Origin of the sequence: Methylocapsa sp. D3K7, assembly GCF_029855125.1 — a bacterium.
GTDB lineage: Bacteria > Pseudomonadota > Alphaproteobacteria > Rhizobiales > Beijerinckiaceae > Methylocapsa.
This window is the reverse complement of the sequence record NZ_CP123229.1, coordinates 2,355,522-2,371,154: the sequence shown is the minus strand read 5'-3', so window position 1 is coordinate 2,371,154 and position 15,633 is coordinate 2,355,522. Positions and strand designations below refer to the sequence as shown.

Here is a 15,633-nt window from a genome sequence, read left to right as displayed (position 1 = left end):
TCCACAGCCCGGGCTGCTCGCGACGCAACAAACGGTGAGAACGTAAGTTTGGTTGTGGCATCGGGCAGATCATCAACAGACGGGACAGCTGCCATGGAACGCAATGCGAACCAGACCAAGGCTCCCATATCCAAGCGGGAATCGAACCTGGATGGAAACCATGACCTAAAATCCTTGCCCATGCCAGACGTGGAGAAAGAGTTGGGTTCGTCTGCGGACGGCCTCAGTCAAGCCGAGGTGCAGAAGCGCCTGACCCAATATGGGCCCAACGAGATTGAAGATAAAAAGACCAATCCGTTTCTGAAATTCCTCACCTATTTTTGGGGTCCTATCCCGTGGATAATCGAAGCGGCCGTGCTCCTTTCGGCGGTAGCCCGGCATTGGCCGGATTTTGTCATCATTCTCCTTCTGCTTCTGGCCAACGCTGTCGTCGGATTCTGGGAGGAACACCAGGCAGGCAACGCCATCGCTGCTCTGAAGGCAAAGCTGGCGATTAAGGCGACGGTGAAACGGGATGGGAAGTGGATCAACCCGGCAGCGCGTGATTTGGTGCCGGGCGACGTCATCCAATTGCACCTGGGCGACATCGTTCCGGCGGATGCGCGCTTGCTAGAAGGCGATCCGGTGGAAGTGGATCAGTCGGCTCTGACGGGAGAGTCATTGCCTGCCACGCGCAAGTCGAGCGATGCCGTGTTTTCCGGTTCGATCATTCGTCAGGGTGAAATCGGCGCGCTGGTCTACGCCACGGGTGCGAACACCTACTTCGGCAAGACAGCGCAACTAGTGCAGGAGGCGCACACAGTCAGTCATTTTCAACGTGCTGTGCTGAAGATTGGCAATTATCTGATCATTCTCGCGGTGCTTCTGGTGGCGGTGATTATTGCCGTGGCGATCTTCCGCGGCGACCCCGTTCTCACAACACTGCAGTTCGCCTTGGTGCTGACCGTGGCCGCAATCCCCGTAGCGATGCCCACGGTGCTCTCAGTGACCATGGCGGTCGGGGCACGCCTCCTCGCCAAAAAAGAGGCGATTGTGACCCGGTTGTCGGCCATCGAGGAACTCGCCGGTGTGGACATACTGTGCTCGGACAAGACGGGCACGCTGACCCAGAACAAGTTGACGCTGGGCGATCCGTTCAGCGTCAACGATATGCCTGCCGATCAAGTCATCCTGAATGCCGCTCTCGCGTCGCGTGCAGACAATAAAGACACCATCGACTTGGCCGTGCTGGGCGGCCTGAAAAATGATCAGGCCTTGAAGGGCTACGAGGTTATACATTTCCAGCCGTTCGATCCCGTGCATAAACGCACCGAAGCCACCGTGAAAGACGTGGACGGAAAGGAGTTCAAGGTCGCCAAGGGCGCGCCGCAGGTGATCTTGAAGCTATCGGCCAATGCCGCACAGGTGAAGTCCGCTGCCGAGAAAGCTGTCAATGACTTCGCGGCGCGCGGCTTTCGTTCCTTGGGCGTGGCGCGGGCCGAGGGAGACGGCAAATGGCAGTTTCTCGGTGTGTTACCTCTGTTCGATCCGCCACGGGGCGATGCCAAGGCGACCATCGCGACCGCGCGGCAGATGGGCGTTTTCGTCAAGATGGTTACCGGTGACGCACTGGCCATTGCCCGGGAAACCGCCAAGAAACTAGGGATGGGCGCGAATATCCTCGACGCAAGCGGCTTTGGCGACACGAACCGTCACGAGACGGCGGCGCTGGCGGAATCGATCGAGAAGGCGGATGGCTTTGCCCAGGTATTCCCCGAACACAAATTCCACATTGTCGATGTCCTGCAGCAAGGCGGCCACATCGTCGGCATGACCGGCGACGGGGTGAATGATGCCCCCGCGCTGAAGAAAGCCGACTGCGGTATTGCCGTTTCCGGCGCGACGGACGCGGCGCGCGCAGCGGCAGCCATCGTGCTGATGACGCCCGGACTGTCGGTCATTATTGACGCGATCAAGGAGAGCCGGAAGATTTTCCAGCGGATGAACAGCTACGCGATCTACCGCATCGCCGAGACGCTGCGCGTGCTTCTGTTCATGACTCTGTCCATTCTGATCTTTAACTTTTATCCGCTGACGGCGGTGATGATCGTGATGCTGGCGTTGCTCAACGACGGCGCCATCCTGTCCATTGCCTATGACAACGTTCATTACAAAAATCAGCCAGAGGCCTGGAATATGCGCCTGGTGCTGGGGATCGCAACGGTGCTGGGCGTCGTCGGGGTCGTGTCCGCGTTTGGCCTGTTTTATCTTGGCGAGCGCGTATTCCGGCTCGACCGCGCACACATCCAGACGCTGATGTATCTGAAGCTGTCGGTGGCTGGACATCTAACTATCTTTTTGACCCGCACGCGCGGCCCATTCTGGTCCATACGTCCCGCTCGGGTTCTTTGGGTAGCGGTGCTCGGTACGCAAGTACTGGCGACTCTGATCGCGGTTTATGGGCTGTTTATGACACCCCTCGGCTGGGGTTGGTCACTGTTCGTTTGGGGGTATGCCGTCGCTTGGTTCCTCGTGAACGACCGTGTGAAATTGCTCGCCTATCAGATTCTCGATCCAGTCAAAGCCGGTTCAGTAAGGACACGAGCCGGTCGGGCTTGGATCGAAGCGAGACATCCGCGCGTGGCGGCCGGATCGCCCGAACTCGGACAGATTCAACCAGGGGCGATGGCAGATCAGGCGGCTGTCGGTTGGGTCTCTGCCCATTGGCGAATACCGGCCGCCGCCGTCGCCCTCGTCGCTCTGACTTTCGGCGGCGGCGGTGGCTGGTTCTATTGGGCGACTCATCGCACTGCCACCGTTCACTACGCGACCCAGAAGATCGAACTTGGCTCAATTATCCGCAGCGTGACCGCAAGCGGCGTCGTCGTCCCTATCGCGACTGTGCCGGTAAGCGCTCGCGTGTCCGGCGTGATTCAGGCGCTTCATTGCGCCGCCAACACGAAAGTGAAGACGGGCCAGATCTGCGCGAAAATCGACCCGCGCCCCTATGAAACCGTGGTGAATCAGGCCAACGCCGATCTGGCGGCAGCCGAGGATCGTCTCGAAAAGGAGAAAAGGGATCTCGCCTACGCGAAAGCGGCCTTCGAACACCATGAGGCTCGATCGAAGCGCCGGGCTATTTCCCTGAAAGCACTCGACAAGTCGCGCAGGGCCTATGAGCAGGCGCAGACGCAGACTAAACTTGACGATTCAATGGTCGCAGAGCTTGAAGCGGCGCTTCATGCCGGCGAGATTAACCTCGGCTATACCAATATCGTTTCGCCGATTGATGGGCCAGTGGTCTCGCGCAACGCCGTAATAGGCGAGACAGTCCTTGCGGGCTCAGAGACGGCGCCGCTCTTCCTCATCGCAGCGGATCTCACCGTCATTCGTGTCGACGCCAATGTCAGTAAGAACGACATTGACGAAATTAAACTCGGCGACAAAGCCTCATTCACGGTCGAGTCTGTCCCAAAGCGTCCTTTTATCGGCGAGGTGACGAAAATTGGCCCATCGCCGCAGACTATCCAGAACATCTTAGCCAGTGACGTCGTCATCACGGCGTCAAATCCGGAACTGTTGCTCGAACCAGGCATGACAGCGACGATCAAGATCGTCCTCGACAGACACGACGCCGTTCTTCGCGCGCCGGATCAGGCGCTGCGCTATTCGCCCGCTGGCCGCGCAGCTCCGAATGGCAACTCCGGCGCCAGGACGCCGCTGAACGACTGGCAGCAGGTCTGGATCCTGCGCGAGGGAAGACCGACAGCAGTTCCAGTCCAACTCGGTCTCCAGGACGGCGCCTTCACGGAAATTGTAAAAGGCGACCTGAAGCCAGGTGATGATCTGATTGTCAGCGAAAGCGGCAGCCGAGTAACCCAGTGAATTATAGACGCGGCAGACCCGAGAAGGCTTTCGGACGGGTCCATGCAGACCGGCAGGTTTAGAAGGAGGAGACTTTCAAATGTACCGACCCTAACCATGCGGCCATCACCGCCGAAAGGATGGAAATGATAATTAATTCAAAAGACTTTTGCGTGAAGGAAGCCGACGAAGATGATCTTGGGAAGTGGCCGACCAAAGTGGAGCCTGTGTATAAGTCGATCCACAAGGCTACCAGATCTTCAGCTTCAAACATCCGAGTCGTACCGAACTGCAACACGATTTTCTCTGGCGCACCACTCGTGATCTACCGGAGCGCGGGCGGATCGGCATCATCAAGCGATCCTATTACGAGGAGGTGTTGATCGTCCGAGTACATCCCGAGATTCTCCACAGCGAAGCCATCCCGGACGTGCCAGACGACGACAAGGCGATCTGGCACGACTGGTATCGTTCGATCGCGAATTTGGAAAGACATCTCCATGTCAACGGAACTCGCATCGTGAAATTCTACCTCCACCTCTCGAAGGAAGAGCAGCGCAAGCGTTTCCTGGCGCGTATCGACGAGCCGGAGAAGAACTGGAAGTTCAGCCTTGCGGACATCGCGGAGCGGAAATACTGGAAGCACTATATAAAGGCGTATGAGGAATGCCTCAGCGCGACAAGCACTCGGGACGCGCCTTGGTATGTCGTTCCCGCTGACGACAAAGAGAATGCCCGGCTGATCGTATCCCAAATCTTCCTTGATACACTCCAAGGTCTTGGGATGAGCTATCCACAGACGACCGACGAGCGCCGTCAAGAATTGCTGGAAATCCGCAAGCAGCTCACAAATTGAGAAATGACGCCCGAGAGCCGATCAACTGTCGGCTCGGCAAAAGGCCCGTGAGGCGGTGGTGCGATCACCAAAGGCCGCATGCACTGATATCCATATACGCAATATCCAAAGCTTCCCTTATCGGCTGCTGCGGGAAGCGGCAGCTCATGTCGGGCGCCAATCGTCATCGGCCCCGTTGAGTAGTTTCCGAGCCTACCCCGCACGGTCGCCAGCCGATATCCTTCTCGGCGTCCTAAGTTCTATATCAAACCGGGAGAAAACAATGTCTGATGACAAGCAGCTGAAACAGGCCGCGCTTGACGAGCTGAAGTGGGAGCCGAGTGTAAATGAGGCTCACATCGGTGTTACCGCGAAAGATGGCGTGGTGGCTCTCATGGGTCACGTCGAGAGCTATTCGGAGAAGTTTGCGGCAGAGAAGGCTACGCGCCGGGTTAAGGACGTCAAGGCGGTCGTCGAGGAACTCGAGGTTCGGCTACCCTTCAACGTAAAGCATGGCGACGAGGAAATTGCTTCTGCGGCGGTCAATCGTTTGAAATGGGACTCGAGCGTTCCAAAAGACGCCGTCAAGGTGAAAGTGGAAAAAGGCTGGGTCACCCTCACCGGCGAAGTCGATTGGCACTACCAGCAAGAGGCTGCCGCAGATGATGTTGGCGGACTTTGGGGCGTCGTTGGCGTCTCCAACGAAATCATCATCAAGCCGAAGCCGAATACGTCAAAGATTAGGGACGATATCATGGTCGCACTGGACCGGTCGTGGTTCGACCCTGCGACAATCAACGTGACCGCGCGGGGTGGGAAAGTGACACTGACAGGGACAGTAGAATCCTGGTACGAACGGGACGAGGCGGGCTACACCGCCTGGGCCGCACCCGGCACGACCTCTGTGGAAAACGACATCTCCGTCAGCTGAATAAGCCGGTTCCCACCAACGCGATGAGTTGGGTTGGTGGGACTGGTGACCGCTACAGCAGGCATTGCGGGGTTTGAGAATGGGCGCAAGAAATCTTTCACGGATAGTGTCTCAGTTTGAAATTTGATGCAATTGACAAGCGGTCGCACGGCTCCGATTCCCCTGCTATGGCAACGGAGAAAACCATGTTGCGCTATGTCGCTGATCAATACTGGACCAGGGCCGGGGAGAACCAGGTTGATCCAGGCCCGACATTTGACGCCGAAAACGATACCAACGCATGGCGGAAAGCTAAAGAGTGGTCGGCCTCTGCGGCCGGGGGGCGTTTTCACGTAACTTATTTGCGCTTACGCCGTGATGGCCGCGTCGTCAAAGAACGGCCACTGGCAGATTTTTTGTGATGCCAGAGTGTGATCCGGCGTGCAAAATTGGCTTTGACGCAACCGCTCTAACCAGACCGATCAGTCGATTGCTGATTTCCGTGTCGGCCGGTTTGAAGGCGCCGCACAATCTTGCCAGGAGCTCGAGCGCCCTCCTGCTTCCGAGTACCGCCGATTTTTAGAAGACCGGGCGGCCTGAGTAGTTTCCGAGTCTTCCTTCGATGGATCGTTGGATCGTAGGGTGAGATGCGTCGCCACTTCCAGCGACTGAGGAGAAACCATGCCCCAAGATCATAATGTTAAGGCCGCCGAATGTCATGAAGCGGCAGCCAAGTCTCACCGCAGCGCCGCCGAATGTCACGGCAAGAACACCGATAAAGCAGGTCTAGAGCACGCCACTAAGGCATGTGTTCATTCTGATGAAGCACACAAGGCGTCGATTGCTGCACAAGCCAAGAGTGCTGGCGTTCATCCGTAGGCCGAACACTCAGTCGCCGGGACGCACTAGGGTCCGGACCCTAGCGCCCCAGCGGTTTCACTTTCGACAAGACGATGAGCTTGGGAGTTTTTCATGGCACGCGCGAACAACGCCTCCAATCCTTCGCCTTTGCCCAGACAAGAGCCTAATCAGAGCACTGTCAAAGTCTATCTTGTCGGTTCTGGAATCGCATCCCTGGCCGCCGCCGTATTCATGATTCGCGATGGTGACATTCCGGGGTGCAATATCACGATCTTGGAAGAGCTAGATGTGATCGGCGGGAGCCTCGATGGTTCCGGCGCTCCCGAACAGGGCTATGTTTTGCGGGGAGGCCGTATGCTCGAGAGCAAGTACCTCAGCACCTTCGAGCTATTCTCCTCCATTCCCACGCTCGACAATAGCAAGACGGTCACGCAGGAGATTTTCGCGTGGAACGAGACGCTAAAGACCTCCTCCAAATCGCGTCTCGTCCAGGACGGCCACCGGCAGACGGCTCCCAAATTTGGCCTCAGCGAAAAGCACATCTTGACGATCGAGCGTCTAGCGTTGGAGCCTGAAGCTATGCTCGGCAGGACCAGCATAGCTGATCAGTTCGATCCCACATTCTTCGAGACCGATTTCTGGTTTATGTGGTGCACAACATTCGCCTTCCAGCCGTGGCATAGTGCGGTCGAGTTCAAACGCTATCTGGTGCGGTTCGCTCATATGGTGGCTGGCTTCGACCGCCTGCAGGGAATAATGCGCACCGTCTACAACCAATATGATTCGATGGTGCGGCCGCTCCAGAGATGGCTCGACGAGCGTGGAGTTCGCTTTGAATTTAACACCCGCGTCACTGACCTTGGACTTAGCGATCACGACGGCAAGAAGACGGTGAAGCGTATTGACTTTGAGCTGGATGGAAGGTCTGGTGAAATCGCGGTAGGTGCAAACGACTTTGTTTTGGTTACGCTGGGTTCGATGACCGAAGCGTCAAGCCTTGGTTCCATGGACGTGGCGCCCGTGCTCAACTGCAAGGAAAACGTCGGCGCCTGGACGCTCTGGGAAAAAATCGCTCTGGACCGGCCCGAGTTCGGACGTCCCTCGGCCTTCGCCGATCATGTCGACGAGTCTAAATGGGTGTCGTTCACTACGACTTTGCATGATCCGACCTTCCTGCGCATCGTCCGGGACTTCACTGGCAACGTGGCTGGGGAGGGCGGGCTGATCACCTTCCCGCAATCCAACTGGCTTGCTTCGATCGTCATCCCGCATCAGCCGCATTTCATTGGACAGCCCGATGACGTCAGCGTCTTCTGGGGCTACGGCCTATCCGTCGATGAGCCCGGAAATTTCATTCAGAAGCCAATGTCGGCCTGCACCGGCCGCGAGATCATGACCGAAGTCCTGGGTCATCTACGCATCGAGGCGGAGGTGTCCATGATCCTAGAGACCAGCATCTGCATTCCATGTTTGATGCCATTCATCACCAGCCAATTCCTTTGGGAGATTTGCTATGAAGAGGCACCGGTCCCGAAGCCATCCGAATGGGGCGACTCAAGCGACCGACCCTATTTTATTGTCAGTTTTTTGGATTTAAACCCCCGTCTTCAGACGGGAAGAGGCTTTAGCCGTTTTTTTGGTCATAGGCTGGCTCCTTAAAATGGACGCCCGCGAAGGGGGAAACGTCCATTTTAAGGAGCCAGCCTATGAGCTACACAAGCGGGAGTCACACGGTTTTTCACCATCGGTATCACATCGTCTGGATCACGAAGTGTCGCTACAAGGTGCTGGAAGGCGCGTTGCGGGAGCGGATACGAACGATTATCCGGTGCAAAGAACTGGGCGTCCAGATCGTATCCGGCGTTTTGTCGCGAGAACATGTTCATATGTTCGTGGAAATTCCGCCGCATATTACCGTCAGCGACTTCGTGCGGCGCGTCAAGGGACGGTCATCGCATCGGGTCCAGATGGAGTTTCCGGACTTGCGGAAGTGCTACTGGGGACGGCATTTCTGGGCTCGGAGCTATTTCTTCACCACCAGCGGCAACATCACGGACGATGTCATACTTCAGTATCTTCAAGAGCACGAACCTACCGGCGTCAGACGGTAGTTATTCAGTTTATTTTATTTTATTTTATGCAGCTTCCCTCCAGTAGCAAAACAATGCGCTCTCCATAGTGGGTCTTGCGGTGTAGCGCGCCTCCGACTCAAACCCCCAAAGATGTATCGTTCTAACTCGTATAGACTCGATAAGGTTTATCGAAACTGCGCGCTCGCCGATTCAGCCAGCTGCTCAGACACAAGTTCTTTCGGGCTGAGATCTTCGAGCGCACTGGACAATGCCGAGGCGAGCCGATCGGAGATCTTATTGGCAGCGGCCTTCATGGGATCCGACGCAAGATGCGCATAGCGGGCAGTCGTTTGGATCTGTGTGTGGCCGAGAAGCTTACCGATCATCGATAATCCTTCGCCGACCGCGAGACCACCTGAGGCGAAGGTGTGCCGCAGATCGTGAATGCGCACCCCTTCAAGACCTGCCGCTGCGCGCATGCGCCGCCAAGGATGTTGAAGATCTGTCAAATACGATGCTTCTCGCTTGCCGACGATGACGTACGGGTTTTCGGCCACACGCGGCAGGTCACGCAGAACGTCGAAAGCAGATTTTCCCAGATGGACGGTCTTGGCGCCCGTCTTGCTATCGGGCAGGTGCAGTTCCCCGCTTTCAGTGTCGACATGCCGCCATTCGAGCTTCTGAATCTCGGACAGGCGACATCCTGTTAGAAGAAGTAGCCGAAACGCCGCCACGGCATATCGGCTTTCCGTTTGCTCGGCTTCGGCCTTGGCCAAGACGGTTCCCAGCCGCTGCAATTCTTTGCCCGAAAGGAACCGCTCACGCTTGTGCTCTGGGTAGCGCTCGATGAGCTCGCACGGATTGGTATGCCGATCCCTCATCCCCCATATCTCGGCGAGATTCATCATTTTAGAAAGAACGCCGAGCGTCCGGTTGGATTGATATGGAATATGGGCCATCGCTCCCACCAACTCGGCGACGTCGGCTGGCTGCACCGAACGGACCCGCTGATTCCCAAAGAAGGGATCTATGAACAGCTCGACCGAACGGCGATATTCGCCTTGCGTCGAGGGTTTACATCGGGTCGCGACATGCTGCTTCAAGAATCGCTGACCGAGATCCTTGACCGTTGCTGCCAGGCGCTCGGCATCCCGTAGTGCCGCCGGATCGCCGCCGGCGCCGCGTACCTGCCCGAGGAGACGGGTCGCCTCCCTTCGAGCATTTTCGGCTGTCACCGGGCCGAATTGTCCCATCATGACCCGTCGCGTTCTTCCATGCCGACGATATTGAATAAGGAAAAAGCGCTTTCCGCTGGGCATGATGCGCACGCCGAACCCCGGTAGCTCAGAATCGAAGGTTATGTAGTCCTTCTCATTAGCCTTGAGGGACTCGACTGTGCGTTTTGTGAGTTTCAGTTTCTGCACTGTCCATCCTTCAGCATGATCCCCACCCAGACCCAGCGGGGCGCCTTCTTATTCCGTGGAAGCGCCGTGGAAGCGCCCCGACGCAAGTCATGGCGTTTGATGTCGTAGGAAGAGGTTGGTTAGGACGGGTATAAAAATCAAGTTAATTCAGATACATATGTAACAATAGGCGGCCATTTACGGCAACATCGTAGAGCAGAGTAAAGTGGCCTTGACTATCTCATAACCTGAAGGTCACAGGTTCAAATCCTGTCCCCGCAACCACCGATTCTTGCGAAAGCGAGGCACCTAAAACCCCGGCTTCCGCAAGGACGTCGGGGTTTTTCTTGTTTGCGGCGATCCGCAGGATCGCCGCTAGGTCGCCGCGCAGCACGATCGCTAGCTCGGCCTCGTCGGGAACAAGCGTCACCTGATCGACCAACGCGCAGAAGGCTTCCGCCGCCTCGGCCTTCCCATCCTCGTTCTGCAGGCTCTCATAGAGTGCCGCGATCCGCTGGCGGTAGATCTCAGCCATGTTCGGATGCGGGTGAGGCGGCGGCTCTTTCGCATTCGCAAGCTGGCCCTTCAACTCCACCTTTCGGGCATCGAGCCGCTTCATATCCTCGACGATGGCTTCGATCGGACCACTAGCCTTAATAGAGCCAGCAACTTTCCGAGTTTTCGTCCGATGCGGAGAAGCTCGTCTCGTATGGCGGTGAGACCCGCTCCGCGCTCGATCCGCAGCCGGTTCACCTCGCGAGTGAACTCGTGACAGAACTCCTTGAACAACTCGGGTTCCATACCGGGTCCATCATGTGAAAGCGCAGCGCGTTGAGCACGCGCTCCCAGCCGATCCCGGCGAATGTTCGTCCGATTGTCGCAGCCGATGAGATCGGCGGAGATCATCAAATAGCTACCCCCGTAGCAGGCGCATTTGGTCAGATTGGAGAGCAAATATTTCGGGCACCGGCGTTCACGGAAGTGGTTTTCACCTCCCTGACCGTCGCCATCTCGCTTGATCTTGGTGGCGCTTTGCCGAGTGCAAATTCGCACGTAATTCGGCACTGGCAGCCTTTGCCTCGGCATCGATGCGCGCGGCGTGCTCAGCGACGAGGATACAAATTCACACGCAAGAATGACCCCGTGAGGGGTGATTTCGCGTCCAATTCGAACCCCTCCTGACGTCTTGTGTCGGCATTCTTCCCTTTGGCCCCGATGGGCTGGGAAGGGTGTTGGGGGGATGATAGGCGTGGACCTGATCGGCCCCAGATACGTCGCGCCTATTTTGAGCAGCAGCGGCCGATCAAGGAGATCGTACGGACACTATCGGTGTCACGTGCGCCTACCTGTTGCGGGCTGAACTCACTCACCATCAGACGCGCTCGATCAGTTATCGCATCGCAGGAGCCAAGTTCCAGGTTCCTAGAGATCACGACAAGTTTGTCTTCGCTGATACGCCGGTCGATGAAGGGCAAGTTCGCGAACTCGCCACCTGTACTTTCCTCGACGCCAAACCCAATGCGATTTTCATCGGCGGCACCGGAACCGGCAAAACCCATCTCTGCATCGCTGTCGCCTCGACGTCCATCCGCACGCGCGCCAGGGGACGGTTCTTCAACCTCGTCGATCTTGTCAACCAGCTCGGTCGGTCGTTATCGCCGTGTGATGTAGCGCGCCGGGGACACGCCGAATTGGTGAGAAAAGGCGACTCCGAAAGCCGCAGCGCTTTGATAGCCGCAATCGAGAGCCGCATTGGTCATGCTCGTTCCGGCTGCTAGTTGCGCAACCGCGTGGATCAAGCGCGCTTTTTGTCGCCAAGCCTCAAGCGTGAATCCCGTTTCGCGTGGAAACAAACGTTGCAAGGTGCGAAGGCTCGCCCCGGTCTTCTGAGCAAGCTCACTAAGGTCGTGCCTGTCGTCCGGGTGCTGTTGCCAATGCTCCGCCATTCGGAGGGCGCGAGGATCGCGCGGCAGCGGCAGCATGAGATTTTCGTGCCCGGCCGCGATAATGAGGTCGATGAGCAAGCCGGCAAGCTGGTCATGTTCGATACGATCCGTTGCCAGCATTCCGATCCCCAAGATGTGGAAGATCAGTTCGCGAAGCAGCGGAGCGACTTCGAGAACGCAAGGCGAGGACGGTAGCGATGCGGCGCGAGGCACATTGATATAATGCGTCCGCATGGCGACCTCACCCTGCATGGCGATGGTGTGACGGACGCCGACTTGTAGCCAGATGGCGCGCGTCGGCGGTATCAACCACGCCGCACCATCGGCAATCACGCGCATCACGCCAGAGGCCGCGAAAACGAGTTGCCCCCAAGCATGATGATGCGCCGCAAGGGTCGTACCTGCATGATAGCGGGCCGCCAGCGTCCGGACGTCGTAGCCGTCACAGCTTGCAGTCAATCAAAGACCCCGGGGTCGTACTGCATCGCGCCGACGAGATTGCCTTCGGTGTCCTCGAAATAAATCAATTCTCCGACGCCCTCGATGTGATAGGGCTGCATAATGATCTTGCCGCCCGCCGCTTCCACGGCAGCGATGGTCGCGCTGATGTCCTCGACGCCGAAGCTCGCCTCATAACCCACCACAGGCTTGCCAGGAACGAGGTCGCGCCGTTCCTGAAGTGCGCCGAGAAGGCCGGAGCCAGCGTTCTTGATCTGATAGTAGCCGGGTGGCCCCCATGGATCGAACGTCCATCCGAAGATCCCCTCATAAAAGCCTTTTGCGCGTGAGACATCGCCGGCATTTTGGCCGCTGGGCCAGTTGCCGACGAAGCAATCTGGCGCAGATATGCGCCAAACGTTGGCCCGAATAAACGTGGCCAGAGGAGGAGCTCTCTGTGAGTGATGCCGTTCTCGGCCAGAGAGCGGAGGCTGTGTCAGGCGCTGAAGGTGCGCATTCCAGGTCAGAGGCCAGGCCGCCTCGAACCTTACGCCGCTTGAGTATCACCGGAGCCTTGGCACTGACTGCGATTGCCGCCTGGTTCGGCTCCGGATGGTGGGATACCAAGCGGTTCCTTGAAAGTACGGATGACGCCTATGTCGGCGCCGACATCACCCCGATCGCTGCCAAGGTCCCGGGCTTCATCGAAAACATAGCGGTGGCCGACAATCAGCCGGTGCACGCCGGGGATCTTTTGTTCCGGCTCGATAGTCGCGATTATCGCACAGCTCTTGCCAAGGCTGAAGCGGCAGTTGGCATGCAGGAGGCGCAGCTTGCCAATCTCGAATCCATGCGTTCCCTCCAGGACGCCCTTATTGCCGAGGCGCGTGCGAGCATTGAGCCTGTGTGGCTGAAACTGCGCGGGCGCAAAGCGACCAGGTGCGCTACCGTCAACTCGCGGCCTCCGCAGCTGGCTCCATCCAAAACTTCGAGAAGGCGGATGCGGAGGCGAAGAAAGCTGTTGCCGCCGAGGCAAAGGCGCGCGCCGTCCTACAGGCGGCACTGCGGCAGATCAATGTCATAGACACGCAAAAAGTCAGGTAGAGGCAGGGTTGCGGCAGGCTGCGGCCGAGCGTGAACTTGCACGTCTGAACCTTAGCTACACGGAAGTGCGGGCGCCGGTCGATGGTTTCATCGGCAATCGCAGCGGGCGCACTGGTGCCTATGCAACGGCAGGGGCGCAGATCCTGTCGCTGGTTCCAGCACGTGGCCTCTGGATGGATGCGAATTTCAAGGAAAGCCAGATCGCTCGCATTTCACCGAGTCAGAGAGTGCAGATCTTCGCCGACGTTTTGCCGGAGACCTCTTTGCCGGGCATGTCGAAATCCTGGCGCAGGCAACTGGCGCGCAGTTCAGTATCTTGCCGCCAGAAAACGCGACCGGTAACTTCACCAAGATCGCGCAGCGCGTTCCGATTCGCATCCGGCTCGATGGCGAGGGGTCTGTCCTCGGGCGTTTACGTCCAGGCCTTTCGGTGACCGCCGAGATAGACACGCGAACCTCGCGGACGCTTGAGAAAGAGGCTGGGCGATGAGAAAGCCCGTTGGCCGTGTCCACTGATCCGTCGGCGCTTTCTTCCGGGCGCAAGATCTTCGCTTTTGCGGTCATGTGCGTCGGCTTCTTTATCTCCCTTCTCGATGTCCAGATCGTCAGCGCCTCGCTCCAGGATATTGGCGGCGGCCTTTCGGCGAGCCCGGACGAGGTTGCCTGGGTTCAGACAAGCTATCTGATCGCCGAAATCATCGTCATACCGCTTTCCGGGTTTCTCGCGCAGGTACTGTCGACGCGCTGGCTATTTGCCGGTTCCGCCGCCGGATTCACGCTCATAAGCCTGCTCTGCGGCTGGGCATGGGACATCAAAAGCATGATCGTCTTCCGCGCCTTGCAGGGCCTTTTTGGCGCCCCGATGATCCCGGCCGTGTTCACCACGACTTTCGTCTTTTTCCAGGGACAAAAAGTCGTCGTCGCGGCGGCTGCGATCGGCGCCTTGGCCTCGCTCGCGCCGACCCTCGGCCCAACGATTGGCGGCTTGATTACCTATCAATTCTCCTGGCGCTGGCTCTTTTTCATCAATCTCATTCCTGGCGCCTTTATCGCCATCGCGGTGCCGCGGATGGTGTGGATCGACAGGCCAGATCTTTCCCTGTTGAAACGCGCCGATTATCTTGGCATCGCCTTGATGGCGGCTTTTCTTGGCTGTCTCCAATATGTGCTCGAAGAAGGACCGCGCTGGGACTGGTTCGGCGATAAGTCGATTCGCATTTGCGCGATGATATCAGCGGTCTCGGGCCTCGGCTTCATTTGGCGGAGCTTCACATCCACCAATCCGGTTGTCGATCTGCGTGCGCTGAAGAGCCGTAATTTCTCGCTGGGTTGCTTCTTTTCGTTTGTCACCGGCATCGGGCTTTTTTCGACAATATATCTGACGCCGCTGTTTCTTGCGAGGGTGCGCGGCTTCGACGCCGTCCACATCAGTTTCGCCATTTTCTCAACCGGCCTTTTTCAGCTTCTCGCCGTTCCGGTCTACGCTCTCTGCACCAAATTTGTCGATCTTCGCTGGCTGCTTATGTTTGGACTCGCCTGTTTTGGACTCGGCATGATGTTCTATACACCGCTGTCACATGATTGTGGCTGGCACGAACTTTTGCTGCCGCAGGCGCTGCGCGGATTCGCACAGCAATTCGCGATTGCACCGACGGTCACTTTGACCCTTGGCGGGCTAGCGCCTGAGCGGCTGAAACTGGGCTCCGGGCTTTTCAATTTGATGCGCAATCTGGGTGGCGCGATCGGAATCGCATTATGTGGCACGATCCTAAACGATCGTGCCAATCTGCATTTCTTGCGCCTCGCCGAACATCTTCAGACCGGGAACGCCGCGATGACAAACATGAGGCAAATAGCCGACCAGCGCTATGCCCTTGTGCTCGGCGGCGGGGAGGTGAGCGGCCGGGCGGCGGTGCCAAAAAAGCTCTGGCAGCTCACTTGGCGCGAGGCGCAAGTGCAGACTTTCGCCGATGCCTTTCTCCTGATCGCTTGCTGTTTCGCGGCGGCGTCCATTCTGGTTCCGATAATGCGCGGAGTTGCGCCCCAAATGGCACCCCCCGCGGAAGCCCATTGAAGGCGCGGGTCTGCGTCACTTTCCGTGCACGAAGTTTGCCCACAAGCTGAGCAATATAAAATGGAGTATGGAAAAAAGAGCGAGATGGACTTGAGGGCCAGGCGGGCGTCCTTCTCTGTTTTGCGGGGCTGGGGACGCTCTTACTTT

Annotated in this window: 15 protein-coding genes and 1 pseudogene; 9 read left to right on the top strand and 7 right to left on the bottom strand. The window is 57.7% G+C overall.

Going from position 1 to position 15,633, the window contains the following annotated elements:
• The first annotated feature begins 93 nt into the window (after positions 1-93).
• The 6 genes from QEV83_RS11005 (at position 94) to tnpA (ending at position 8,560) form a co-directional block, all read left to right on the top strand.
• A complete protein-coding gene (locus QEV83_RS11005; protein WP_280127785.1) occupies positions 94-3,864 on the top strand; it encodes a plasma-membrane proton-efflux P-type ATPase in 3,771 nt (1,256 codons plus the stop codon).
• Between the two features lie 235 nt (positions 3,865-4,099).
• A complete protein-coding gene (locus tag QEV83_RS11000) occupies positions 4,100-4,699 on the top strand; it encodes a PPK2 family polyphosphate kinase (protein WP_348273280.1) in 600 nt (199 codons plus the stop codon).
• Between the two features lie 262 nt (positions 4,700-4,961).
• Positions 4,962-5,609 (top strand): BON domain-containing protein, encoded by a 648-nt coding sequence (locus QEV83_RS10995; RefSeq protein WP_280127784.1) that lies wholly within the window; start codon positions 4,962-4,964, stop codon positions 5,607-5,609.
• Positions 5,610-6,269: 660 nt separating this feature from the next.
• Positions 6,270-6,467 (top strand): hypothetical protein, encoded by a 198-nt coding sequence (locus QEV83_RS10990; RefSeq protein ID WP_280127783.1) that lies wholly within the window; start codon positions 6,270-6,272, stop codon positions 6,465-6,467.
• Between the two features lie 93 nt (positions 6,468-6,560).
• A complete protein-coding gene (locus QEV83_RS10985) occupies positions 6,561-8,108 on the top strand; it encodes an oleate hydratase (protein ID WP_280127782.1) in 1,548 nt (515 codons plus the stop codon).
• 47 nt (positions 8,109-8,155) lie between these two features.
• On the top strand, positions 8,156-8,560 hold the full coding sequence (gene tnpA / locus QEV83_RS10980) for an IS200/IS605 family transposase (RefSeq protein ID WP_280127781.1): 405 nt from the start codon (positions 8,156-8,158) through the stop codon (positions 8,558-8,560).
• A 146-nt stretch (positions 8,561-8,706) separates the two neighbouring features.
• Here tnpA and QEV83_RS10975 read toward each other — a convergent pair whose 3' ends face one another.
• The 7 genes and pseudogenes from QEV83_RS10975 to QEV83_RS19465 all read right to left on the bottom strand — a co-directional run bounded on the left by QEV83_RS10975 (position 8,707) and on the right by QEV83_RS19465 (position 12,631).
• A complete protein-coding gene (locus QEV83_RS10975; RefSeq protein WP_280131030.1) occupies positions 8,707-9,624 on the bottom strand; it encodes a site-specific integrase in 918 nt (305 codons plus the stop codon).
• Positions 9,625-9,726: 102 nt separating this feature from the next.
• Positions 9,727-9,945, bottom strand: a pseudogene (locus QEV83_RS10970) (Arm DNA-binding domain-containing protein); the annotation flags it as partial.
• A gap of 220 nt (positions 9,946-10,165) precedes the next feature.
• On the bottom strand, positions 10,166-10,543 hold the full coding sequence (locus tag QEV83_RS10965) for a hypothetical protein (protein ID WP_280127780.1): 378 nt from the start codon (positions 10,541-10,543) through the stop codon (positions 10,166-10,168).
• Entirely contained in the window at positions 10,540-10,989 is a 450-nt protein-coding gene (locus QEV83_RS10960) for a hypothetical protein (protein WP_280127779.1), read from the bottom strand. The genes QEV83_RS10965 and QEV83_RS10960 overlap by 4 nt, the downstream gene beginning before the upstream one ends.
• Before the next feature lie 215 nt (positions 10,990-11,204).
• Positions 11,205-11,483: a hypothetical protein gene (locus tag QEV83_RS10955; RefSeq protein ID WP_280127778.1), complete on the bottom strand. Its 279-nt coding sequence runs from the start codon at positions 11,481-11,483 to the stop codon at positions 11,205-11,207.
• 93 nt (positions 11,484-11,576) lie between these two features.
• The gene (locus tag QEV83_RS10950) at positions 11,577-12,329 is read right to left on the bottom strand and encodes a helix-turn-helix transcriptional regulator (protein WP_280127777.1); all 753 of its coding nucleotides are present in this window, start codon (positions 12,327-12,329) and stop codon (positions 11,577-11,579) included.
• A complete protein-coding gene (locus QEV83_RS19465) occupies positions 12,326-12,631 on the bottom strand; it encodes a hypothetical protein (protein WP_348273279.1) in 306 nt (101 codons plus the stop codon). The genes QEV83_RS10950 and QEV83_RS19465 overlap by 4 nt, the downstream gene beginning before the upstream one ends.
• A 134-nt stretch (positions 12,632-12,765) precedes the next feature.
• Here QEV83_RS19465 and QEV83_RS10940 point away from each other — a divergent pair, with 134 nt between their 5' ends.
• From QEV83_RS10940 to QEV83_RS10930, 3 genes are all read left to right on the top strand, one after another.
• Complete coding sequence (locus QEV83_RS10940) at positions 12,766-13,392, top strand: biotin/lipoyl-binding protein (protein ID WP_280127775.1); 627 nt, start codon at positions 12,766-12,768, stop codon at positions 13,390-13,392.
• Positions 13,393-13,420: 28 nt separating this feature from the next.
• The gene (locus tag QEV83_RS10935) at positions 13,421-13,846 is read left to right on the top strand and encodes an HlyD family efflux transporter periplasmic adaptor subunit (RefSeq protein WP_280127774.1); all 426 of its coding nucleotides are present in this window, start codon (positions 13,421-13,423) and stop codon (positions 13,844-13,846) included.
• Between the two features lie 71 nt (positions 13,847-13,917).
• Positions 13,918-15,486: a DHA2 family efflux MFS transporter permease subunit gene (locus QEV83_RS10930; RefSeq protein ID WP_280131029.1), complete on the top strand. Its 1,569-nt coding sequence runs from the start codon at positions 13,918-13,920 to the stop codon at positions 15,484-15,486.
• The last annotated feature ends 147 nt before the right edge of the window (positions 15,487-15,633 follow it).

Coding starts and splice junctions, on each gene's coding strand:
- QEV83_RS11005 (WP_280127785.1), top strand. CDS start 94: ATGGAACGCAATGCGAACCAGACCAAGGCTCCCATATCCAAGCGGGAA.
- QEV83_RS10995 (WP_280127784.1), top strand. CDS start 4,962: ATGTCTGATGACAAGCAGCTGAAACAGGCCGCGCTTGACGAGCTGAAG.
- QEV83_RS10990 (WP_280127783.1), top strand. CDS start 6,270: ATGCCCCAAGATCATAATGTTAAGGCCGCCGAATGTCATGAAGCGGCA.
- QEV83_RS10985 (WP_280127782.1), top strand. CDS start 6,561: ATGGCACGCGCGAACAACGCCTCCAATCCTTCGCCTTTGCCCAGACAA.
- tnpA (WP_280127781.1), top strand. CDS start 8,156: ATGAGCTACACAAGCGGGAGTCACACGGTTTTTCACCATCGGTATCAC.
- QEV83_RS10965 (WP_280127780.1), bottom strand. CDS start 10,543: ATGAAGCGGCTCGATGCCCGAAAGGTGGAGTTGAAGGGCCAGCTTGCG.
- QEV83_RS10955 (WP_280127778.1), bottom strand. CDS start 11,483: ATGGGTTTTGCCGGTTCCGGTGCCGCCGATGAAAATCGCATTGGGTTT.